This window comes from Spongiimicrobium sp. 3-5, from assembly GCF_046557915.1.
Lineage (GTDB): Bacteria > Bacteroidota > Bacteroidia > Flavobacteriales > Flavobacteriaceae > JBHEBG01.
Map to the genome: position 1 here is coordinate 468758 of NZ_JBHEBG010000001.1, position 21178 is coordinate 489935.

Below are 21178 nucleotides of genomic sequence, written 5' to 3' on the forward strand. Positions count from 1 at the left end.
AATTACATATTCAACAAATAGGCAAAAACCAACGGGGCAACGATTGTGGCATCACTTTCTATAATGAATTTTGGAGTACCTATATCCAGTTTTCCCCATGTTATCTTTTCGTTTGGCACAGCTCCGGAGTAAGAGCCATAGCTGGTAGTTGAATCGCTTATCTGGCAGAAGTAACTCCAAAATGGAGTACCAACTTCTTCCAAGTCTTGATATAGCATTGGCACAACGCAAATAGGGAAATCCCCTGCTATACCACCTCCGATCTGAAAAAACCCAATACCATTTTCGCTATTGTTCTTGTACCAATCCGCCAAGAAGGTCATGTACTCAATTCCAGATTTCATGGTGCTTGCCTTGAGCTCGCCTTTGATGACATAACTGGCAAAAATATTCCCCATGGTACTGTCTTCCCATCCGGGAACTACCATGGGCAAATTGGCCTGGGCAGCGGCAAACATCCATGAATCTCGAATATCTATTTCATAATGTTCCTCTAAAACACCGGACAACAACAATCGGTACATGAACTCGTGCGGAAATAAACGTTCCCCATTTTCATCGGCTTGTTTCCATATGTTATGGATATGCTTCTGCAAACGGCGAAACGCTTCTTCCTCAGGGATGCACGTATCGGTAACCCGGTTGAGTCCTCTTTCGAGTAAATCCCATTCATCCTGTGGGGTCAAATCCCTATAATGAGGAACCCTTTTGTAATGGGAGTGGGCCACCAGATTCATAATATCCTCCTCCAAATTAGCCCCAGTGCATGATATGATATGAACTTTTTCAGAGCGGATCATATCCGAAAAAATCTTGCCGAGCTCTGCCGTACTCATTGCTCCGGCCAATGACACCAACATTTTGGAACCTCGTTCCAATTGTGCTTCATATCCTTTTGCTGCATCTACTAAAGACGCTGCATTGAAGTGCAAAAAATGTTTCTCTAAAAACTGGGAAATTTCCCCTTTACTGTTCATCATATTGCTCACCGTTCCTTTCAAATTTTTCAAAATTGTTGGGTTGCTCATATTCATCCTCTATTTCTTCCATGTTCCGTTTGAATTTGTAGCTCAGCATTTTATAGTAAAGCTTTGCGGCCAAAAAATCTGAGGATTTCTCCTTTTTATTGGGACAGAGTTCCACTATATCAAAGCCAACTACATTGCATTCCTCAAAAATCCGTTTTAGAAATTCAAGGGTTTCGTACCAAAAAAGTCCCCCCGGCTCCGGTGTTCCTGTTGATGGAAGAATTGAAGGGTCCAGAGCATCCAAATCGAAAGTGATATAAACATTGTCCGTCATCAAATCTAAAACATTGTCCATCCAATAGTCATCAGTGGCCATTTCATGGGCGAAAAACACATTCTGTCTGTTCATTACCGATAGTTCTAAACTGTCCATACTGCGAATGCCTACTTGCACTAAATTTGCAGTCTGGGAGGTTTCGTACATGGCACATGCATGGTTACATCTGGAACCGTTGTACTCTTCCCTTAAATCTGCATGTGCGTCTATCTGTAATACCGTTAAGTTCATATATGATTCGTTGAACGCCCTAATGGCACCTATGGAAACGGAATGCTCCCCGCCAATCATGGTGACCATTTTTCCTCGGTTGATAAAATCTTTTACCTCCTTATGCACAGTATTGACCATGTTTTCCGGTGAATCGAACCCATCCAAGGTCTCGGTCAAATAAATTCCTTCCTGATACACTTCGCTATCCGTTTCAATATCGTAGAGCTCCATATTTTCTGAAGCTTCCAAAAATGCTTCTGGGCCTTTATCGGCTCCTTTTCCCCAAGTGCTAGTGCCATCGTAAGCCACCGGGATCAACACCACTTTGGACTTTTCCACGGATGCGTACTCCTCGGGTATTCCAGCATAGGTTCTTGTTAGTTTCATCTTAATTATAGTTTATGGTTGATAGACCATTTTTTTGTTTCTTAAAACTTTGGGTTCTGAAACCTTCGGTTTGCCATAGCCCAAAATGGAAAGAAAGTCTCCAGCGGTCTGCTGTTCGGCAAAAAGACGGGTCTTTAGGTTTCCTTCATCATCTTTATTGATCAAAATATGTTTGGGCTGGGGAATCAAACAATGTTGTAAACCACCAAAACCACCTATGGTCTCTTGGTAGGCTCCTGTATTGAAAAAACCTACATATAATGGCCGTTCCTTTTTGAACTTGGGAAGGTAGATGGCGTTCATATGCTGCTCCGAATTGTAATAATCGTCACTATCGCAGGTGAGTCCTCCCAATAGCACTCGCTCATATTCCTCGTTCCATCTATTGACGGCCAGCATAATGAACTTTTTGCTAATGGCCCATGCATCGGGAATAGTGGTTATGAACGAGGAGTCGATCATATTCCATTTTTCACGGTCGTTCTGTTGTTTTTGATAAACTACCTGATAAATGGCACCGCCACTCTCGCCAACCGTAAAACTGCCAAACTCGGTGAAGATATCCGGAACCTCAACATTTGCTTCCCTGCAAGCTTGATTGATTTGGTTAACGATCTCGTCCACCATATACTCGTAATCATAATCAAATGCCAATGAGTTTTTTATGGGGAAGCCTCCACCAATATTCAAGCTATCTAGTGTTGGGCATATTTTTTTTAAATTGATGTATACCCTTAGGCACTTTAAAAGCTCGTTCCAATAGTAGGCGGTGTCCCGTATACCGGTATTGATGAAAAAGTGGAGCATTTTAAGCTCAACCTTTGGATTGTCCTTAATGGCCTGCACATAGAAAGGAACAATGTTTTTATATCCGATGCCCAGCCTTGAGGTATAAAACTCAAATTTGGGTTCCTCTTCAGAGGCAATACGGATTCCCACCTTAAAGTTCTCATGAATTTCATCCCCAAGTAGATTGAGTTCTTCAAAATTATCAATGATGGGGATGCAGTTTTTGTGGCCATTATTTATGAATCGGGCAATTTTATCAACATATTCATCCCTTTTGAAACCGTTGCATAGCACATAGGTCGAATCTGAAATCTTGCCTTCAGCCTTTAAGTGTTCCACAATGTCAATATCGAATGTTGAGGAAGTCTCAATATGGATCTTGTTCTTGAGCGCTTCGTTAAGAACATGCTCAAAATGCGAACTCTTGGTGCAATAGCTATAGTGATAAGTTCCAGCATAGTGATGTTTACGGATTGCTGTCGCGAACCACTTTTTGGTTCGTTGGATATTCTCGGATATTTTTGGGAGATAGGTGAACTTAAGGGGTGATCCATAATGGTTAGTCAAAGCCATGAGGTCAATCCCGTGAAAGTGTAAATTATTTTCCGCAAGTTGAAACTCCTTTTGTGGAAAATCATAGGTCTGTTCTATCAAATCGATGTATTTGGTCTTCATCTGTATTTCGCATTAATAAAAAAGTGATTAAGGGTTGTGGAAATTGACCAATCTCAAATACGGAATACAAAAAACCTGTCCGGCGTAGAACTAAAAACTCGCAGATACAAACTACGATAAGAAGAAAACATTTCGGAAGTCAGCCCTATTATTCGGTGTCCTATCCCTAAGACGGCTTTTTGGGTAGACTTCTTTATCCCCATAAGCCCGAACTCGAAAAAAGTTTTCAAAACAAAAGGCAATGCGTCCGATTAAGTGGACTCATTTATTTAATGGTAAACATAATAAAAATTTCAATTCAAAAACTTTTCCTAAAAAAGAAACTTTATCGAGCTAGAATCATTTTTGAGGCCTTAAAACCGGCATTTTATGAAACTTTTAACTTTGGTAAGTGGTGCACTTTTTGAGAGTGTCCCACTCGCTATTATATTTTAATAGTTACGTTCATTCGTTGTTCATAGGACAGTTTGATAGGGCAAACGAATTATTCTTGGCCTAATATCATACACCCTTAACGCAATGGGATACAATTCTGAAATTGTATTTTTGGATGATTTTCGCGTGTCTAAAATGAGTCTAACTTTTGCCAATTTTGATGCTTTATTTACATCAAGTTAGGAATAAAAATGCACAGTTTGTGCACACTATTTGTTGAAATCAGATGATATTGAATGATTTCAAATTTTATGAAAAATGGCGTAACACACTGAAAAACAAACAAATAAAATTATTTTTTGATTTTAAAAGAATGCTGATTCGGAAACTGGCAGGCAAGAGGTCACCGGTTCGACTCCGGTATTCTCCACTAGTATCAATAAGGCTTCAAGAGTTTTTAACTTTTGAAGCTTTTTTAATTTACGTAAAATCGCGTAAGAATTACACTCCTCTTTTTGTCCATCGCCGTCCATTGGTTTTGTACTCTTAGACTTAAAACAAAGTTCCTTTCCCATTATTTATGACAGAAAACTAGCAAAAGGCACAACCATCAACTATATTTATGACTCATGAGCTGAGATGATGGTCACCCAGGGAGGAACGCCATACAACGCCGTAAACAAAGCCCATTTGACATCTATTTTGGGGCAACCAACGGAAAATTATGATTTTATCAATTTTATTAAGCTTAATACTAATTGGACTTGGATTAATTCATTTCAATTGGGTCTTTGGAGGAAAATTTGGTTTTTCAGAATCACTACCCACCAAGGAAAACGGAGAAAGAGTGTTGAATCCGAAAAAAATTGATAGTGCGATAGTTGGAATTGGACTAACCGCATTCGGGATTTTTTATGTACTAAAATCTGGACTTATTGAATACCATTTGCCTGAATGGATTATGAAATACGGGGGTTGGATAATACCAATAATATTTATTTTACGAGCAATAGGAGAGTTTAAATATGTAGGGTTTTTTAAAAGCGTAAAGAAAACTGAATTCGGAAAATTGGACACCAAATTCTTTTCGCCTTTATGTTTGATAATTGGAATATTTGGAATGATAATTCAACTCATGAAATAAAACCCAATGCTAAGAAAGCGTTTAAAACATTGCTAATAAGTAATAAAAATAGGCTCTGGGTTAATTCGAAAAACTAGTGTTTTTTACACGCCACCTTTAATACACAAGACAATTATGTTCAAATTGGAAGCGCTCAATCCAAAAACACAAAATTAAGGGTAACCTAATTTTTAACTAAACAACCAAAAAAGAATTAAAATGAAAAAAATGTACCTATTACTTGTATTAAGCTTTCTTTTAAATCATACAATTTCAAATGCCCAATCAAATGAAATCCAAAACGAAATTCAAACTAAAGTAAAAGGGATTGAGCAGAAGGTGATAGATTGGCGAAGGGATATTCATCAAAACCCTGAATTAGGTAATCGCGAAGTTCGAACGGCAGCTATGGTGGCGAAGCATTTGGAATCTCTTGGCATGGAAGTAATAACCAATGTTGGTATAACTGGTGTCATCGGGGTTCTTAAAGGTAGTCTCCCTGGCCCTGTAATAGCTTTACGAGCAGACATGGATGCATTACCCGTCTTAGAAAGAACTCCTGTTCCTTTTGCTTCCAAAGTGAAGACCGTTTACGATGGAAAAGAAACCAGCGTTATGCATGCTTGTGGTCACGATTCTCATGTGGCAATTCTAATGGGTGTTGCAGAAATTTTGTCTGGAATGCAAAAGGATTTAAAAGGAACCGTTAAATTTATTTTTCAACCTGCTGAAGAAGGAGCCCCGAAAGGGGAAGAAGGTGGCGCCGAACTCATGGTTAAAGAAGGGGCATTAAAAAATCCAAATGTTGATGTTATTTTCGGACTTCATATCAATGCACAAGTCGAGGTCGGAAAAATCACCTATCGCCCTGGAGGTATGTTTGCAGGAGTTGGCGACTTGAAGATTACGGTAAAAGGGAAGTCGTCACATGGTGCAGAGCCCTGGTTTTCGGTTGATCCGATTGTGACCTCTGCTCAAATTATAAACAATCTTCAAACCATAATGAGCCGTAATGTAGAAATTACACGAAATGCCGCCGTGGTTACTATTGGTTCAATACATGGCGGTAACCGTTCCAACATAATTCCCGAACAAGTGGAGATGCTCGGTACGGTAAGGACATTAAGTGATGCAGATGAAAAATTGATTTTTAACCGCATTCGTCAAATAGCAACTAAAACAGCTGAAGCAAACGGAGCTGAAGCCATTGTGGAACTGCCCTATTCATCGCATTACCCAGTTACATACAATAACCTCGACCTTACAGCAAAAATGTTACCATCCTTAGAGAAATCCGCCGGCATGTCAAATGTTATCCTGGTACCCGCAGAAACCGGAGCCGAAGATTTTTCGTTTTTTGCCAATGAAGTCCCGGGTTTTTATTTTTATATAGGCGGATTACCAAAAGGACAAGATCCTAAAACCTCTGCGCCGCATCACACTCCTGACTTTTTCCTTGACGAAAGTGGATTTATTTTAGGTGTTAATGCAATGGTTAATTTAGTAGCTGATTATATGGAAATTGGTAAGTAATGACCAATGAAATCTGGTCGGTAAGAGGTCATCGGTTCTATCCGGGTATTCTCCACAAAAAAGGCTCGCAATTGCGAGCCTTTTCGTATTTAGCCTTTCTTAACCCTGCATAGCACTAAGACCGGTATGGGCGCAAAGAATTCGGACTTAAGTACCGTATTCTTTTCCCATAGTTTTTTGAAAAATCCGCGTTTTCTCCTAAAGACACAAAGCAAATCGGGGTGTTGCGCCTGAAAGTGTTCTAGAACACCCAAATAAGTGGTAGGGTTTTCAGTAATCGTAAGTTGTTCGCTTATGTCCATTAAGGCCGTACTTACCTTTAAATCATCGTCAGAATAGCCAGGAGTCTTTACCAACAACAAATTTACTTTTGCCTTAAATTTCTCCTGTACTGCAATTAAGGGATTCAGTATTTTCTTTTTCTTTAATATTCCTGACTTAAAAGCCGTAAGGATAGTCTTATACGGCTTAAAAGTAGCTCCTTTTGGTACAATCAAGGTAGGTATATTGGCCTGCTTCATTATACGCCCTGAAGTATTTCCCAAATAAAGCTCTTCTTGTATATCATTGCTTTTAGGAGCTATCAAAATTAAATCTATACCTAAAGCCTTGTCTATCTCCTCCAAGCCATCTATTAAATCCCCATTGTAGGTCGCAATCTTAATATCTACCTTCTTTTGGTCTACCTTACCTATAATCTCCTTTAATCGTTCTTTACTATTTTCAGTTACCTTTTCCGTAATATTCGTTAGCCCGCCTGCCCTTGTCATTACACTAAATACGTCCATAACGTATACTTGTGACTCAAATTGGGATGCAAAATCCACCGCGTACTGCAAGGTTTCGTGAGCTGCCGGTGAAGTGCCGATAGGAACCAAAATATTTTTCATCTATTCAGAATTACGATTTATACTATAAATTTACGATTAAATTGTACTCAATACCATGATCAGACATGCAAAGATATCGGAAATAAACGATATTCTGAACTTAACCAAGGCCTGCGCAGCAAATATGATAGAAAAAGGGATCTACCAATGGAACGAACATTACCCTTCCAAAGCCGCTTTTGAAACCGATATTGAAAGAAACGAGCTCTATGTTTTGGAACTAAATGCTGTGATTGAGGGCATCATAGTAATTTCAACCTTAATGGATAAAGAATACGAGCCCGTAGCATGGCTTACCCCCAATAAGGACAATATCTATATCCATAGGTTGGGAATACATCCCAAAATTCAGGGTAAGGGATACGCACAACAACTAATGGATTTTGCCGAAAAATATGCTAAAACCAATGATTTTGTTTCCGTACGTTTAGATACCTTTAGTCAAAATAAAAGAAATCAGAAATTCTATGAAACAAGAGGTTATAAAAAATTGGGTGATATCCACTTTCCAAAGCAAAGCCATTTTCCTTTTCACTGTTATGAATTAGTATTTTAACCTCGCTCTATTTGAAAACTGTTGTAAGTTTTAATACCATAAACAACCTTGCTATCCCTGCTACTATTGCCGGGATTGCAGAACCCTTATTATCTATTACCGATACTGCCATAGTTGGTAATATTCCCAAGGATAGTCTAGAGTCATTGGCAGCCGCTGGTATTGTGGGTTCTTTTTTATCTATGCTGATATGGATTTTGGGGCAGACACGTAGTTCTATTTCGGCCATCATTTCTCAATATCTGGGGGCCGGAAGATTGGATGAAGTGAAAGCACTACCGGCCCAGGCAATTTTCTTTAATATTCTACTGAGTATCGTTATCTTACTTTCTACAGTATTTATAGTCGAAGATATTTTTAGATTATTAGAAGCATCCGGGAAAATATTGGAACTGTGCATTTCGTATTACGGTATTAGGGTATGGGGATTTCCGCTTACTCTTTTCACCTTTGCCATTTTTGGAATATTCCGAGGTCTGCAAAACACCTTCTGGCCCATGTTGATCGCAATAATCGGGGCACTCCTCAATGTAGTGCTAGATATTGTCTTGGTTTATGGTATCGAAGGATTTATTGACGCCATGTATTTGGAAGGTGCTGCTTGGGCCAGTCTTATTTCACAGGGAGTCATGGCCATTATGGCATTTGTTATGTTGGTTATAAAAACAGATATAAGCTTAAAATTAAGGTTTCCCTTACATCCAGAACTTGGTCGTTTAGTGGTTATGAGTTTAAACCTTTTTGTAAGAGCCCTGGCCCTTAATGCTGCCTTGGTATTGGCGGTAAGAGAGGCTACCGCTTTGGGGGATAAATATATCGGGGCCCATACAATCGCCATAAACCTATGGCTCTTTGCCGCCTTCTTTATAGATGGATATGGTGCGGCGGGTAACATCATGGGCGGCAGGCTGCTGGGAGCCAAGGATTATACCGAGCTTTGGAGGTTAGCTAAGAAAATTATACAGTACGGCCTTGTGGTGAGCTTGGCCCTGGTTGCTTGCGGGTTTACTTTCTACAGGCCCATTGGACGGATTTTCTCTAACGAGGTTATAGTTTTGGAAACCTTCTATAGCATATTCTTCATACTTATTCTAGGATTACCCATGAACACCATCGCCTTTGTTTTCGACGGATTGTTCAAAGGTCTTGGTGAAATGAAATACCTTAGGAATGTATTACTTTCCGCCACTTTTTTAGGGTTTATCCCAACATTGTATATTGGCATATCCCTAGGATGGGGTTTTTATGCCATATGGATAGCCTTTACCGTTTGGATGGTAGTAAGGGGTTGGGCCCTTGTTTGGAAATTCAGAAGAAAGTTTCGCCCACTTGTGCAAAACGCTTAATTTTGAAATAAACACATTCGCATGTCCACCGATCGTTCCAACGGAAGTCTTTATGTAAACATTCAGAAGAACATTGCCAAGGTAGAATTTGGTCATCCGGCCAGCAATTCGTTTACAGCAGAGCTCTTAGATAGATTAACCAGGGAATTGCAAAAGCTTTCCGATAATGATGGGATATCCATTATTGTATTGCAGTCGGAAGGTGATAGGGCTTTCTGTGCCGGGGCTTCGTTTGATGAATTGGTCGCTATTTCAACCTTGGAAGAGGGTAAGGCTTTCTTTTCTGGATTTGCCAACCTCATCAATGCCATGCGCAATTGCAAAAAACCTATTATTGGGCGCGTTCAGGGGAAAGCCGTAGGAGGGGGTGTTGGACTTATTTCTGCCTGCGATTATGTCCTTGCCACAGAAGCTGCAGCAATAAGACTTTCAGAGCTAACTATAGGTATTGCTCCCTTGGTAATTGCTCCGGCTGTTGAGCGAAAAATTGGAAAGGCGGGCTTTTCCGAACTGTCGCTTTCGCCCACGGAATGGAAAAGCGCCTATTGGGCCCAAGAAAAGGGCCTCTTCTCTAAAGTCTATGAAACCACAAAACAACTAGACAAAGAGGTTCATTTCTTCTCCGAAAAATTGGCCTCCTACAACCCAGAAGCTTTACAAGCAATGAAAAAGATACTATGGGAAACCACCGGCCATTGGGATAAGTTACTAACGGAGCGCGCCGAAATCTCTGGGAGACTTGCACTCTCCCCTGCTACAAAAAAAGCTTTGGCAACCTTCAAGAAATAGACAATAACAGCCATATTTTACCGTTTTCCCTTAAACTTCTTTTTATGGATATACTTTCCTTTTTAAACGGCGATCTGGTTTTTCCACTCCTAGCTCTTTTTGTAGTGGTTGTTTATTTTATAAATAGAATAAACAATAGAAGGAAATTTAAACGATAGGCAATCTTCTTTTAACACTTTAAAGCGCAACGATGTTTAAAAAAAACATCTGTTGGTAAAATATCCAAATCCTTATATTATGCGCAAAATTTTGTTCCTAGTTACCTTAGTCCTTTTTCTCCATAATTGTTCTGACGATGATTCTCCATTACCGAACAATTGCCAAAACATTGCATGTACTGAAATCTTTATTTCTTTTCATGTCAGCGTTAAGGATTCCGATGACGAAGCGGTAGCTCTAGATCAATTTAAGGTAACCGATGTGAACAGTGGTGAAGATCTGACCCGCCTTTTTGATGAGGCCACATTAGCCATGTTCAAAGCAGAGGGCAGGTATCCCTTATATGATGATCTATACCTACAAGGGCATGAGAATACCACAAGGGAAATTAGATTTATGGGTACCATCAATGACGAAGAGGTTGTAAATGAAACCTATGTAGTAGCCGCAGATTGCTGCCATGTAAGCTTGGTTTCTGGAAATCTGAGTCCCGTTATTAACTAAAAAAGTTCATTAAATCCACTATGCCCAACCTGCAATTATGACTACCTTTGCGTCATAAAAGACGTGAATGGGCAATATTAGGATTACCAAACAATTTACCTTCGAAACCGGCCATGCACTATATGGGTACGATGGCAAATGTAGAAATGTCCATGGGCATAGTTACAAGCTTTCGGTAACGGTGATAGGCAAGCCTATTACGGATACATCGCATGTAAAATTAGGGATGGTCATCGATTTTGGGGACCTAAAGACCATTGTAAAGGAAGAAATTGTAAATCCTTTTGACCATGCAACGGTCTTTAATAAAAATACCCCTCATGTAGAATTGGCCAAGGAACTCATGGACAGGGGACACAAGGTTATTTTAGCGGATTACCAACCCACCAGTGAGAACATGGTGATAGATTTTGCTTCTAAAATTACCGCTCGTCTTCCCAAAAACATCAAACTACATTCTTTAAGGTTACGAGAAACCGAGACGGCTTTTGCCGAATGGTATGCAACAGACAACTAAGGTTCCGACAAAACATGCGGGCATACGCTTTTTTGCTTTTCCTTATATTTACATTCCATGAAAACCATTAGTATTTCCGACGGAAAAAAAATATACTTTGCCAGTGACAATCACTTGGGAGCACCAACCACATCTGCGAGTTTGCCCAGGGAGAAAAAATTTGTGGCGTGGCTAGATACTATTAAGAAAGATGCCGAGGCCATTTTTTTGATGGGAGATCTTTTTGATTTTTGGTTTGAGTATAAGACTGTAGTTCCCAAAGGGTTTACACGTACTTTGGGTAAATTGGCAGAGCTCTCGGATGCTGGTATTTCTATACATTACTTTGTGGGTAACCACGATCTTTGGATGAACGGATATTTTGAGGAGGAGCTTAATATTCCTGTTTATCATAGCCCGCAGCAATATACATTTAATAACACTTCCTTTTTTATAGGCCATGGCGATGGGTTGGGCCCGGGCGACAAGGGATACAAACGTATGAAAAAACTGTTCACCAACCCTTTCGCTAAATGGTTGTTTAAATGGTTGCACCCGGATTTGGGCGTACGCCTGGCACAATATTTCTCCGTAAAGAACAAATTGATCTCTGGAGATTCCGATATCAAATTTTTAGGTGAGGACAAAGAATGGTTGGTACAATATGCCAAACGAAAGCTAGAGAAACGACATTACGACTATTTTGTCTTTGGGCATAGGCACCTTCCCTTGGAAATTGCGCTTAACAGCTCATCTACATATATAAATTTAGGAGATTGGATTGAATATTTTACATACGCCGCCTTTGATGGTCAAAAACTGAGTTTGGAAAAATTTGAAGGCTAGCCTTTAAACAATCCTCCCAGCAAGTTATCCAAATCCAATTGAAACAAGGTCCCTTCCACAAGATCGGAAATAGCATTTAATTCTTTTTGATTTATTGCCAAGGTAACCTGTGGTGCAGGGGTCTCTAGGAGCAATGCACGGCACGATTCATTGCTGGCGCAGTCTTTGCACAGCGAATTGTTGTTCTTGGTGCATTTGATATTTTTGGAAAACTGAATCAACTCTTTTTTGGATAGCAACAATCCGGTATCCCTAAAAACGATCTGAATTTTTTTCATATCCTTTAAGGAAGCTCTTTTCCATTGAAAGGCTACGCCAAAGCCATTGGTATAAATTGGGTTTATGTCTTGCATGTCATAGAATTTTTAATTTGTTCTTAAGGCTCAGGGTTTTTATACTTTTAAGTAAATCTACAATGGCATTCGTCATACTACTTGCTGATATGGTAGCTCCGGCAATAGCGTCGATCTCCGTTCCGTATGCCAAGGTGTTTTCTGGAGTAAGCCCTATGAATTGTTTTAGCCAGCGCTGACTCCCAATCTGTTGACCATAATTTTCGCGATAAATCAATACTTTCGATTTTTTTATGGTCCAATCCTGAGTGAATAGAACAATATAATCGAACATACGCTTCATACTCTCCGCTTCACCCAAATAAACAAACCCTATCAGCCTTTGCTCTTTACGAATTGCGAACAGATTATCGCCCCCAAACTCCGAGGGCGTTATCTTATTCATTTTTGCGGACACCACAACCGGTTTAAGTGTAAAGTGCTCTGTTTCGTAGGCAACAGCTATGGCATTATCCATTTTTTGTTGAATTCTGGGAGAGATTTGTGCCGCAATCCCCGAATAGTAAAGAATGGCCATTACCAAAACGGCCATCCTTATATGAATTGTGTTATTTCCCCGCTGCATCGGCTTCCGATTTGTCCATAATGAACTTCCTAATTAATGCGGTGATATCTTTTTGTTGGGCATGCCCTTTGTCCATGGCATAAAAATGCCGGTACAAAGGTTTGTCATCCAAGACTTTTCTTAGGGTAAGATTTCCCTCTAGGCCATATACCTCATCCCAGGAGTTACGTACCATTTCCCAAAACGCTTTGTTTTCTTTCCACCACGTTTTGGCCAAGGCACATTTGTCATCGCTCACCTTTTTATAACTATTAAACCCTTTTTCTTGGGCCAACAGCACATCTTCTTGTCCGTCTTTGCGGATGACCTTATCATTGTCTTGTTCGTGCAGCCATCCAAAATCGGTAATCTCGTGCCTGTTGCCACGAAACATTACATTATAATCTTTTCGCTTTGTATACTCTCGCCTTGGAAGAGGGGAATCTGATTTGTTTTCCCAATAGTGCTTACCATCGGCATGTATCCAAGTTGCAGAACCTGCATATCTAGGGCTATCGTCTACCTGAAATACTTTTTGGGTCCATTGCCCGGCCACTTGCTCTTCAGGAAGGGTACCAAACTTCCAATTGTTGTCCTTGTCATAATGGAAAACCTTGTTATCTTCATAGGTCCAATCTTGGCGCCAGTGTTTTATAACCACGGTATCGTGTACCAAGAGTAGATGCTGAATGGAAAGTTTGTTGTTTTGGTCTTCAATCAATTCTGCCCACTCCAAAGCTACAGCGGTATAATCATGATGTTTTTCATAGTCAATTTCCGGGGCAAAAGTTTCGGTATACTTAAATTCTACCTCAAAACATCCGCACATCGCCTTAATGGCATTAATGTCTTCCTCTTTTTTATCCTTTGGAGCCTGTCCGGCAAGGTACAGTCCCGAGAATAGCATACTTAAAATAATCGTTTTCTTCATTATGATAGGTTTATGTGTTAAATGAAATCTTTGACAAAAATATTATTTTTATTTAGATCAAATATAAATAAGATCTATATATTTGTCAAAAATTATTAGGAATGAATCTAAATAATGTCTTGGCCGCCATATTCATTGGCTTAGCCCTTACCCTAACCAGGGGTCAAGAAAATCTAGAAGCCCAAGATGCTTCTACTATTTTGGATTTAGAAGAGGTAATTGTTACCGCTACACGTACAGAACGTCAATTATCCTCACTTCCACTGCCTGTTACCCTGATCTCCAAAAAACAATTGCAAAAGACCGGAGTAATACGTTTAGATGAAATCTTAAATGAACAAACCGGAATTATTACAGTAGCGGATGAAAGTGGATTTGAAGGTATTCAAATGCAAGGTATTGCATCGGACTATATTCTTATTTTAATAGATGGTGTTCCCTTGGTGGGGAGGTCTTCCGGAAATTTTGACCTCAGTCGCCTTACCGTGGGCAACATCAAACAAATAGAGGTGGTTAAAGGGCCTTCGTCTAGCCTTTACGGTTCCGAAGCCTTGGGCGGGGTAGTCAATATCATTACCGAAACACCCAAGGATTCTTCATTAGCTGGGGAGGTATCCTATAGATTGGCATCCTTCAATACCCACGATGCCAATATCAATATCAAACAAAAGAAAAACCAATTTGGGTATTCACTTTTTGCCAACACCTTGGCGAGCGACGGTTATGATCTTCGGCCCGATGTGGAAGGGCAAACCGTGAATCCTTTTAACAACTATACGCTCAATGGTCAGGTTGTTTACGATTTTGATGAAAGTCTAAAACTATTCTCTTCAGCAAGATACTACTACCAAAACCAAGATGCGGTCTTAGCGGTGGATGAAGAGGTCTTTGAAGGCAGTAGCGATATAAACGAGTTTAATGCCCACCTTAGGGCAGATCATTATGCCAGTAAAAAACTGAACTTCCAATACGAATTCTATTATACCAAATACAAAGCCTCCGAACTTTTGGAAAGCCCAATTTCTGAGGACGTATTTAGCCAAAGTGAATTTGACCAAGACCTTCTGCGACCAGAAATAAGGGCCTCTTATACCATAAAACCAAACCACGTCATTACCACAGGTCTTGGGTATAACCATGAAAATTTAGACCGTACTTTTTTTGATGAACAAATTACCTTCAACTCCCAATATGTCTATGCGCAATACGATTTTTATCCTTTTGAGAAGTTGAACGTCATCCTTGGCGCCCGATTTGACAACCACAGCGAATACCAATCCCAGTTCAGTCCTAAATTTTCCGCAAACTACTCCCTAAGTTCGGCCATTTCCGTTAAGGGTTCCGTTGGTTATGGTTTTAAGGCACCCGACTTCCGTCAACTGTATTTTGATTTTACAAACTCGGCTGTAGGGTATACCGTACTTGGTTACAACGTAGCAGTAGAAAAGATCCAAGAATTGGATGCCCAGGGTCAGCTTTCCGATATTCTTTTTACACCCTCGGCCCTAGAAGAACCTTTAAAACCAGAAAGTTCGGTAGGTTACAACTTTGGTCTTGCCTATAATCGGGGAAAGTTAAAAACCGAATTGAATTTCTTTCGGAACGATTTTGAAAACCTTATCGACACTCGGATCATAGCGAGAAAAACCAACGGGCAAAATGTATTCAGCTATACCAATTTCAGTAAAATATACACTACAGGATTGGAAGTTAACACCCAGTATAAAATTGATGAGAGATTAACTTTTTCTGGTGGTTATCAGCTGTTGTTTGCCAAGGACAAAGAGCAAAAAGAAGCTTTGGAGGAGGGAACGGTTTTTGCTCGCGACCCGCAGACCTTGCAAACCATTGCACTAGATAATTCGGATTATTTCGGTCTAGTAAACAGGTCTCGGCACACGGCCAACTTTAAAATTTTCTATGATGTCCCCAACTGGAAAGCCAATATTAACCTCCGCATAAACTACAGAAGTAAATATGGTCTTTTTGATAGTAACGGCAACGGTATTCTAGATGATTTTGACACTTCTTTCGTAGATGGTTACGCCCTTACCAATATTGCTTTGAACAAAACTTTCTACAACAATTACACCGTTCAATTAGGAGCCAATAACCTCTTCGATTATACGGATAACGAAAACATTCCCAGTCTTGCCGGGATACAGGCATTTGTTAAACTAAATATTCAATTTTAAATCTATTATCATGAAACCATCAGTATCTTTTTTTGCACTTTTATTGGCCTTCATTCTCATGATTGGCTGTAGTAGTGATGACGACAACGAGATTGTATTAACCCCAGTACAAAGTAAAACCGCATCCAATATACCAGCGCCACTAATAGGTGGACAGGGCGAGCCCGAAACTGGGCCGTTCACCAAATTCAGTTTTGCTACCGGAACTGTAACCGACAGCGATACCGCTTGGGATATCGCATTTCGTGGAACTACCATAGCAGTCAACGGCGGAACAGTAACCGGTACTGATGATGAACCTGTTAGAAATGGTAATGCCGGAGCCTCGGTAGAGACCGGAACTTTTGCCAGTATAACAAGTGCAGATGGTATTAGTTTTGACACGGATGCGGATACGGCCTTTGCCATTCCTACAGGAAGTGATAACGGCTGGTACAACTATAATTTTATGACCAACGTAGTTAGCCCTATCCCAGGACGTGTTTTAGTGATACGTACCTATGATGGCAAATACGCCAAAGTAGAAATCTTAAGTTACTACAGAGATGCCCCTGCAACACCAGATCCTGATGTGGACGAATATCGGGTCTATACCTTTAATTATGTATATAACCCTAATGCAGGTGAAACTTCTTTGGAGTAATCAAAAATCAGAGTTGAGGTTAGTTAGTTTTAGGGTCCATCGGGTTTCTACCTTTTGGGCCCTATTTTTTTCGGTGTTTCTTTTCGAGATAGTAGTATATCTCCTTTGCTAAGCCTCCCGCAAATCGCGCAATTTTAATTGAAGACTTACATTCCCTTGCCATTCATTTTCATCAATAGAAAATGCAGCGTTGAATTTTTTACGATGGGTTACCATTGGAAGTTTTTCTCCTAACCCAAATCCAATTCCTCCAATGGGTGCACTACCATTTTGTACGGCCGAAAGTTTTAAATGCTTTTGATCTTCTCCTACTCCCTTGGCATAACCCGTATCCGAAAGATCTTCGGTCATGAAGATTGGGGTCATGTTTCCCGGACCAAAGGGTTCAAATTGCTTAAGGATCCGCATCAGTTTTGGTGTAATCTGCTTAAGGTTAATGGCAGCATCGATTACAATTTCACGCGTCAATAAATTAGGGTCTATGGTCTGGGAGACCACTTTTTCAAACTGTTCCTTAAACTCGTCATATTTTGTTTCCAGAAGTGTTAGTCCGGCGGCATATTTATGTCCACCAAACTGTTCAATACAATCTGCACAGCCTTGCAGTGCGTTGTATACATCAAAGCCCTTTACAGATCTTGCGGAGGCAGCAAGTTTATCGCCACTTTTTGTAAATACCAAGGTAGGGCGGTAATACGTATCGGTAAGTCTGGAAGCAACAATACCGATAACACCTTTGTGCCAAGTATCTTTGTAGACCACAGAGGTAAACCGGTCTTCCTCATTATTTTTACGTATCTGCTCTAGTGCTTCCAGGGTAATTTCTTGATCTAGACCCCGTCGATCTGTATTAAATGCCTCAATAGCGGCAGCAAATTCCTTTGCTCTCTCCAAATCGGTTTCCTTAAGCAGGTCTACCGCGTGCTGGCCATGTTTCATACGCCCTGCTGCATTTATCCTAGGTGCAATAATAAATACTACATCGGTAATGGTAAGTGTTTTCTTTTTTATCTGGTCGATTATGGCTTTGAACCCAATACGCGGATTGGAGTTGATAAGCTGCAGTCCATAATACGCCAATATTCTGTTCTCTCCTGTAATAGGCACTATATCTGCCCCAATGGCGGTGGCCACCAAGTCTAGGTAAGGAACTAAATCTTGCACTGTTTCACCACTTTTGGAGCCAAGTGCCTGAATGAGCTTAAACCCTACACCACATCCGCAAAGTTCATCATAGGGGTAATTACAATCGTCCCTTTTAGGATCCAATACGGCTACTGCATTTGGTATCTGGCTTCCCGGACGGTGGTGATCACAGATAATAAAATCGATATTTTTCTCTTTGGCGTAGGTAACCTTATCAAGAGCCTTAATTCCACAGTCCAGCGCAATGATCAAGGAAAAATCATTGTCATCGGCAAAATCGATTCCTGCATACGAAATGCCATACCCCTCTTCATACCTGTCCGGAATGTATGTGGATACATTGGGATAACGCCTTAAGAGATAGGATGATACCAAGGCAACAGCAGTAGTGCCATCCACATCGTAATCGCCATAAATCAATATATTTTCGTTATCGGTAATGGCCTGTTCAATCCTGGCCACAGCAAGATCCATGTCTTTCATTAGAAAGGGATCGTGCAAATCCTCTAGTTCTGGTCTAAAGAATTTTCTGGCTTCCCCATAATTGGTGATACCGCGTTGCAAGAGAAGTTCGGCAACCAAGGGTTCTACTTTTAAAGCCTCTATCAGGGTTTGTTTTTTAGTAGGGTCGGATTTGGGTTTTATTGTCCAGCGCATAGGTGTTATCGCCTATTTATGATGAAAAATGGTTTTAATCTCCAAGTCGGCAAATCTTCGGAACATTTCTGCCACGCCACAGTACTTTTCCATAGACAGATCTACGGCCTTTTGTAGTTTTCCTTCTTTTAGATTGCTGCCATGAAAATGGTATTCAATAGTAACTGCATCGTAGTATTTAGGATGTTCCTCAGTTAAATTTGCAATGGTTTCAATTTGAAATTCACCAACCTCTAATTTCATTTTTTTTATGAGCGAAGCTACATCCAGTCCAGAACAACCAGCAAGTGAGGACAGCATCATTGCCTTGGGGCGCAATCCATTGCTCTCGCCCCCATTTTCAGGGCCTGCATCCATTTTTATTGTAAGTCCGGATGGGTTGTTGCTTTCGAAGGCCATATTGCCCAACCATTTGGTAGTGATATGATTTGTCATGACGAAGTTTTTTTGTTTCTTGTGACTTTCAAAAGTACGACAAAACGAACTAAATTTATATATATGGCATTAGTAAAACCTCTAGACCCCAACCACGATTCTGAGACCAAAGAATTGGCAGAATTTTTTAATGAAACCCTGGGGTTTTGTCCCAATTCTGTACTTACCATGCAGCACAGACCTGCAATATCCAAGGCATTTATAAACCTCAATAAGGCTGTAATGGCCAATGAAGGCAGAGTAAGTTCGGCATTAAAACGTATGATCGCATGGGTAAGCAGTAATTCTACCGGTTGCCGTTACTGTCAGGCACATGCCATACGGGCAGCAGAACGTTACGGTGCAGAGCAAGAGCAATTGGATAATATCTGGGAATACCGCACACATTCGGCTTTTTCAGAAGCTGAACGGGCCGCCCTAGACTTTTCACTACAGGCCTCACAAGTACCCAACGGTGTTGATGCCGACATAAAAGAACGGCTTTACCAACATTGGGATGAAGGCGAAATTGTAGAAATGTTGGGCGTAATTTCCCTTTTTGGGTACCTTAACAGATGGAACGATTCCATGGGTACTTCCATTGAGGATGGAGCTGTGGAAAGTGGGGAACAATACCTAGGTAAGCACGGTTGGGAAAAAGGGAAACACCAATAAATGAAGAAAGTTCTAGGGCAGCTGGTCGATATTATCAATAGACGCATTTTTTCTGCGGAAATTACTGTACAGCATGATAAAATTGTCTCCGTTGTCCCCAAAGAACACCAAACACAAAATTACATCCTTCCGGGTTTTGTAGACGCCCATATCCATATAGAAAGTTCCATGTTGGTGCCTTCGGAATTTGCACGTTTGGCCGTAATGCATGGCACGGTAGGCACGGTTTCCGATCCACATGAAATAGCGAATGTTCTTGGTGTGGAAGGGGTAAACTATATGATCCAAAACGGTAAAGAAGTTCCTTTTAAATTCCATTTTGGTGCTCCCTCCTGTGTGCCGGCCACCCAATTTGAAACCGCAGGCGCCCAAATAGATGCTGAAGATATTAAAGCAATGTTGGCGTCGTCCGATATTTACTATTTGGCTGAAATGATGAACTATCCTGGGGTTTTGTTTGATGATGAGGAAGTCTACAAAAAAATAGCCTGGGCAAAACACTATCAGAAACCTATTGATGGGCACGCGCCAGGTCTTCGTGGGGCCGATGCCAAAAAATACGTTTCAGCGGGGATAAGTACGGACCATGAATGTTTTAGCTTAGAAGAAGCACAGGAAAAACTTGCCCTAGGGATGAAGGTGATTATACGAGAAGGTAGTGCTGCCAAAAATTTTGAGGCACTGATCGACCTACTTCCAGATAATTTTGAAAACATGATGTTCTGTTCGGATGACAAACATCCGGACGATCTAATCCTAGGGCATATCAACCAGCTATGTGCTAGAGCGGTTGCCAAGGGTATCGATGTTTTTAAAGTGTTACAGGCCGCTTGTATAAACCCTGTTGAACACTATGGATTGGAGGTTGGTTTATTAAAAGAAGGGGATGCGGCCGATTTTATAGTGGTAGAAGACCTTAAGGATTTTCGGGTCTTGCAAACCTATATCGCTGGGCAATTGGTTACCGAAAATGGTGTCTCATTTATAAATCCGGTGCCTTTTAAAAAACCAAACAATTTCAACATTTCCCCAAAAAAAGTATCGGACTTTTACCTAAAGTCCCGATCAGAAAAAATCAGGGTAATAAATGCCTTGGATGGGGAACTTATTACTCAGGAATCAGTGGCCCTGGCATTAGTGGAAAATAGTGGTTTAATCTCCAACGTAAATGATGATATCCTTAAAATAGTGGTTGTAAACCGATATTACGAAACCCCGCCCGCTATAGCCTTTATAAAGAATTTTGGTCTAAAAGAAGGAGCTATTGCAAGCTCCGTTGCCCACGATTCGCATAATATTATTGCCGTAGGTACTGCGGACGAAGCCCTATGCCAAGCAATTAATCTGGTAATTGAAAACCAAGGGGGCATTTGTGCCGTAAAAGACTCGGAAGCCAAAAGTTTGGCTTTACCAGTAGCTGGTATTATGAGTGATCTAGATGGTTGGGAAACAGGCAAGCGCTATCAGGAAATAGATGCTATGGCCAAAGCTTTGGGCAGTACCTTAAAGGCACCTTTTATGACCCTTTCTTTTATGGCCCTATTGGTAATCCCTGATCTAAAACTTTCGGACAAGGGTCTTTTTAGTGGAAAGGACTTTTCTTTTGTGAATTTGGAAGTGTAATCAATATTGCC

Annotated in this window: 22 protein-coding genes; 12 read left to right on the plus strand and 10 right to left on the minus strand. The window is 40.6% G+C overall.

Features of this window, described 5'->3' with window-relative positions; all coding sequences use genetic code 11:
* Positions 1 to 2 precede the first annotated feature (2 nt).
* The 4 genes from ACEQ81_RS02180 to ACEQ81_RS02195 all read right to left on the minus strand — a co-directional run bounded on the left by ACEQ81_RS02180 (position 3) and on the right by ACEQ81_RS02195 (position 4319).
* Complete coding sequence (locus ACEQ81_RS02180) at positions 3 to 977, minus strand: deoxyhypusine synthase family protein (protein ID WP_411030361.1); 975 nt, start codon at positions 975 to 977, stop codon at positions 3 to 5.
* The gene (gene speB, locus ACEQ81_RS02185; protein ID WP_411029203.1) at positions 967 to 1905 is read right to left on the minus strand and encodes an agmatinase; all 939 of its coding nucleotides are present in this window, start codon (positions 1903 to 1905) and stop codon (positions 967 to 969) included. The genes ACEQ81_RS02180 and speB overlap by 11 nt, the downstream gene beginning before the upstream one ends.
* A gap of 12 nt (positions 1906 to 1917) precedes the next feature.
* The gene (locus ACEQ81_RS02190) at positions 1918 to 3369 is read right to left on the minus strand and encodes an arginine decarboxylase (RefSeq protein WP_411029204.1); all 1452 of its coding nucleotides are present in this window, start codon (positions 3367 to 3369) and stop codon (positions 1918 to 1920) included.
* A gap of 740 nt (positions 3370 to 4109) precedes the next feature.
* Positions 4110 to 4319 (minus strand): hypothetical protein, encoded by a 210-nt coding sequence (locus ACEQ81_RS02195; protein ID WP_411029205.1) that lies wholly within the window; start codon positions 4317 to 4319, stop codon positions 4110 to 4112.
* Between the two features lie 149 nt (positions 4320 to 4468).
* Here ACEQ81_RS02195 and ACEQ81_RS02200 point away from each other — a divergent pair, with 149 nt between their 5' ends.
* Both ACEQ81_RS02200 and ACEQ81_RS02205 read left to right on the plus strand, forming a co-directional pair.
* A complete protein-coding gene (locus ACEQ81_RS02200; RefSeq protein WP_411029206.1) occupies positions 4469 to 4888 on the plus strand; it encodes a DUF3995 domain-containing protein in 420 nt (139 codons plus the stop codon).
* Between the two features lie 198 nt (positions 4889 to 5086).
* Entirely contained in the window at positions 5087 to 6400 is a 1314-nt protein-coding gene (locus ACEQ81_RS02205; protein WP_411029207.1) for an amidohydrolase, read from the plus strand.
* 89 nt (positions 6401 to 6489) lie between these two features.
* On the opposite strand, the gene ACEQ81_RS02210 is transcribed toward ACEQ81_RS02205, so the two are convergent.
* Positions 6490 to 7290 carry a universal stress protein gene (locus ACEQ81_RS02210; protein ID WP_411029208.1) on the minus strand — a complete coding sequence of 267 codons (801 nt, stop codon included), beginning with the start codon at positions 7288 to 7290 and terminating at the stop codon, positions 6490 to 6492.
* Between the two features lie 55 nt (positions 7291 to 7345).
* On the opposite strand from ACEQ81_RS02210, the gene ACEQ81_RS02215 reads away from it, so the two are divergent.
* The 6 genes from ACEQ81_RS02215 to ACEQ81_RS02240 all read left to right on the plus strand — a co-directional run bounded on the left by ACEQ81_RS02215 (position 7346) and on the right by ACEQ81_RS02240 (position 11986).
* Positions 7346 to 7846 (plus strand): GNAT family N-acetyltransferase, encoded by a 501-nt coding sequence (locus ACEQ81_RS02215; RefSeq protein WP_411029209.1) that lies wholly within the window; start codon positions 7346 to 7348, stop codon positions 7844 to 7846.
* Between the two features lie 11 nt (positions 7847 to 7857).
* The gene (locus tag ACEQ81_RS02220; protein WP_411029210.1) at positions 7858 to 9192 is read left to right on the plus strand and encodes an MATE family efflux transporter; all 1335 of its coding nucleotides are present in this window, start codon (positions 7858 to 7860) and stop codon (positions 9190 to 9192) included.
* Positions 9193 to 9213: 21 nt separating this feature from the next.
* A complete protein-coding gene (locus ACEQ81_RS02225; protein WP_411029211.1) occupies positions 9214 to 9981 on the plus strand; it encodes an enoyl-CoA hydratase/isomerase family protein in 768 nt (255 codons plus the stop codon).
* Positions 9982 to 10218: 237 nt separating this feature from the next.
* Positions 10219 to 10644, plus strand: coding sequence for a hypothetical protein (locus ACEQ81_RS02230; RefSeq protein WP_411029212.1), 426 nt, complete (start codon positions 10219 to 10221; stop codon positions 10642 to 10644).
* A gap of 67 nt (positions 10645 to 10711) precedes the next feature.
* Positions 10712 to 11161 carry a 6-pyruvoyl trahydropterin synthase family protein gene (locus ACEQ81_RS02235; RefSeq protein WP_411029213.1) on the plus strand — a complete coding sequence of 150 codons (450 nt, stop codon included), beginning with the start codon at positions 10712 to 10714 and terminating at the stop codon, positions 11159 to 11161.
* Between the two features lie 57 nt (positions 11162 to 11218).
* The gene (locus ACEQ81_RS02240; protein ID WP_411029214.1) at positions 11219 to 11986 is read left to right on the plus strand and encodes a UDP-2,3-diacylglucosamine diphosphatase; all 768 of its coding nucleotides are present in this window, start codon (positions 11219 to 11221) and stop codon (positions 11984 to 11986) included.
* On the opposite strand, the gene ACEQ81_RS02245 is transcribed toward ACEQ81_RS02240, so the two are convergent.
* Genes ACEQ81_RS02245 through ACEQ81_RS02255 form a run of 3 tightly spaced genes read right to left on the minus strand, consistent with a single transcriptional unit; the run spans position 11983 to position 13814 of the window.
* Entirely contained in the window at positions 11983 to 12339 is a 357-nt protein-coding gene (locus ACEQ81_RS02245; RefSeq protein ID WP_411029215.1) for a hypothetical protein, read from the minus strand. The genes ACEQ81_RS02240 and ACEQ81_RS02245 overlap by 4 nt on opposite strands.
* A 1-nt stretch (position 12340) precedes the next feature.
* Positions 12341 to 12904 carry an FMN-binding protein gene (locus ACEQ81_RS02250; protein ID WP_411029216.1) on the minus strand — a complete coding sequence of 188 codons (564 nt, stop codon included), beginning with the start codon at positions 12902 to 12904 and terminating at the stop codon, positions 12341 to 12343.
* Positions 12888 to 13814, minus strand: a complete 927-nt coding sequence (locus ACEQ81_RS02255) for a DUF6607 family protein (RefSeq protein WP_411029217.1) — start codon at positions 13812 to 13814, stop codon at positions 12888 to 12890. The genes ACEQ81_RS02250 and ACEQ81_RS02255 overlap by 17 nt, the downstream gene beginning before the upstream one ends.
* A 101-nt stretch (positions 13815 to 13915) precedes the next feature.
* On the opposite strand from ACEQ81_RS02255, the gene ACEQ81_RS02260 reads away from it, so the two are divergent.
* Positions 13916 to 16009 (plus strand): TonB-dependent receptor plug domain-containing protein, encoded by a 2094-nt coding sequence (locus ACEQ81_RS02260; protein ID WP_411029218.1) that lies wholly within the window; start codon positions 13916 to 13918, stop codon positions 16007 to 16009.
* Positions 16010 to 16019: 10 nt separating this feature from the next.
* Positions 16020 to 16652, plus strand: a complete 633-nt coding sequence (locus ACEQ81_RS02265) for an HmuY family protein (RefSeq protein ID WP_411029219.1) — start codon at positions 16020 to 16022, stop codon at positions 16650 to 16652.
* A gap of 108 nt (positions 16653 to 16760) precedes the next feature.
* On the opposite strand, the gene recJ is transcribed toward ACEQ81_RS02265, so the two are convergent.
* Entirely contained in the window at positions 16761 to 18455 is a 1695-nt protein-coding gene (recJ, locus tag ACEQ81_RS02270) for a single-stranded-DNA-specific exonuclease RecJ (RefSeq protein WP_411029220.1), read from the minus strand.
* 12 nt (positions 18456 to 18467) lie between these two features.
* Positions 18468 to 18890, minus strand: a complete 423-nt coding sequence (locus ACEQ81_RS02275) for an OsmC family protein (protein ID WP_411029221.1) — start codon at positions 18888 to 18890, stop codon at positions 18468 to 18470.
* 63 nt (positions 18891 to 18953) lie between these two features.
* Here ACEQ81_RS02275 and ACEQ81_RS02280 point away from each other — a divergent pair, with 63 nt between their 5' ends.
* Both ACEQ81_RS02280 and ade read left to right on the plus strand, forming a co-directional pair.
* Positions 18954 to 19544: a carboxymuconolactone decarboxylase family protein gene (locus tag ACEQ81_RS02280; RefSeq protein ID WP_411029222.1), complete on the plus strand. Its 591-nt coding sequence runs from the start codon at positions 18954 to 18956 to the stop codon at positions 19542 to 19544.
* Positions 19545 to 21167: an adenine deaminase gene (gene ade / locus ACEQ81_RS02285; protein WP_411029223.1), complete on the plus strand. Its 1623-nt coding sequence runs from the start codon at positions 19545 to 19547 to the stop codon at positions 21165 to 21167.
* Positions 21168 to 21178 lie beyond the last annotated feature (11 nt).

What these genes read in the sequence shown, in the direction of transcription:
- ACEQ81_RS02180 (WP_411030361.1), bottom strand. Translation starts at nt 977, where the DNA reads ATGAACAGTAAAGGGGAAATTTCCCAGTTTTTAGAGAAACATTTTTTG.
- speB (WP_411029203.1), bottom strand. Translation starts at nt 1,905, where the DNA reads ATGAAACTAACAAGAACCTATGCTGGAATACCCGAGGAGTACGCATCC.
- ACEQ81_RS02190 (WP_411029204.1), bottom strand. Translation starts at nt 3,369, where the DNA reads ATGAAGACCAAATACATCGATTTGATAGAACAGACCTATGATTTTCCA.
- ACEQ81_RS02195 (WP_411029205.1), bottom strand. Translation starts at nt 4,319, where the DNA reads ATGGGAAAGGAACTTTGTTTTAAGTCTAAGAGTACAAAACCAATGGAC.
- ACEQ81_RS02200 (WP_411029206.1), top strand. Translation starts at nt 4,469, where the DNA reads ATGATTTTATCAATTTTATTAAGCTTAATACTAATTGGACTTGGATTA.
- ACEQ81_RS02205 (WP_411029207.1), top strand. Translation starts at nt 5,087, where the DNA reads ATGAAAAAAATGTACCTATTACTTGTATTAAGCTTTCTTTTAAATCAT.
- ACEQ81_RS02210 (WP_411029208.1), bottom strand. Translation starts at nt 7,290, where the DNA reads ATGAAAAATATTTTGGTTCCTATCGGCACTTCACCGGCAGCTCACGAA.
- ACEQ81_RS02215 (WP_411029209.1), top strand. Translation starts at nt 7,346, where the DNA reads ATGATCAGACATGCAAAGATATCGGAAATAAACGATATTCTGAACTTA.
- ACEQ81_RS02225 (WP_411029211.1), top strand. Translation starts at nt 9,214, where the DNA reads ATGTCCACCGATCGTTCCAACGGAAGTCTTTATGTAAACATTCAGAAG.
- ACEQ81_RS02230 (WP_411029212.1), top strand. Translation starts at nt 10,219, where the DNA reads ATGCGCAAAATTTTGTTCCTAGTTACCTTAGTCCTTTTTCTCCATAAT.
- ACEQ81_RS02235 (WP_411029213.1), top strand. Translation starts at nt 10,712, where the DNA reads ATGGGCAATATTAGGATTACCAAACAATTTACCTTCGAAACCGGCCAT.
- ACEQ81_RS02240 (WP_411029214.1), top strand. Translation starts at nt 11,219, where the DNA reads ATGAAAACCATTAGTATTTCCGACGGAAAAAAAATATACTTTGCCAGT.
- ACEQ81_RS02245 (WP_411029215.1), bottom strand. Translation starts at nt 12,339, where the DNA reads ATGCAAGACATAAACCCAATTTATACCAATGGCTTTGGCGTAGCCTTT.
- ACEQ81_RS02250 (WP_411029216.1), bottom strand. Translation starts at nt 12,904, where the DNA reads ATGCAGCGGGGAAATAACACAATTCATATAAGGATGGCCGTTTTGGTA.
- ACEQ81_RS02255 (WP_411029217.1), bottom strand. Translation starts at nt 13,814, where the DNA reads ATGAAGAAAACGATTATTTTAAGTATGCTATTCTCGGGACTGTACCTT.
- ACEQ81_RS02260 (WP_411029218.1), top strand. Translation starts at nt 13,916, where the DNA reads ATGAATCTAAATAATGTCTTGGCCGCCATATTCATTGGCTTAGCCCTT.
- ACEQ81_RS02265 (WP_411029219.1), top strand. Translation starts at nt 16,020, where the DNA reads ATGAAACCATCAGTATCTTTTTTTGCACTTTTATTGGCCTTCATTCTC.
- recJ (WP_411029220.1), bottom strand. Translation starts at nt 18,455, where the DNA reads ATGCGCTGGACAATAAAACCCAAATCCGACCCTACTAAAAAACAAACC.
- ACEQ81_RS02275 (WP_411029221.1), bottom strand. Translation starts at nt 18,890, where the DNA reads ATGACAAATCATATCACTACCAAATGGTTGGGCAATATGGCCTTCGAA.
- ACEQ81_RS02280 (WP_411029222.1), top strand. Translation starts at nt 18,954, where the DNA reads ATGGCATTAGTAAAACCTCTAGACCCCAACCACGATTCTGAGACCAAA.
- ade (WP_411029223.1), top strand. Translation starts at nt 19,545, where the DNA reads ATGAAGAAAGTTCTAGGGCAGCTGGTCGATATTATCAATAGACGCATT.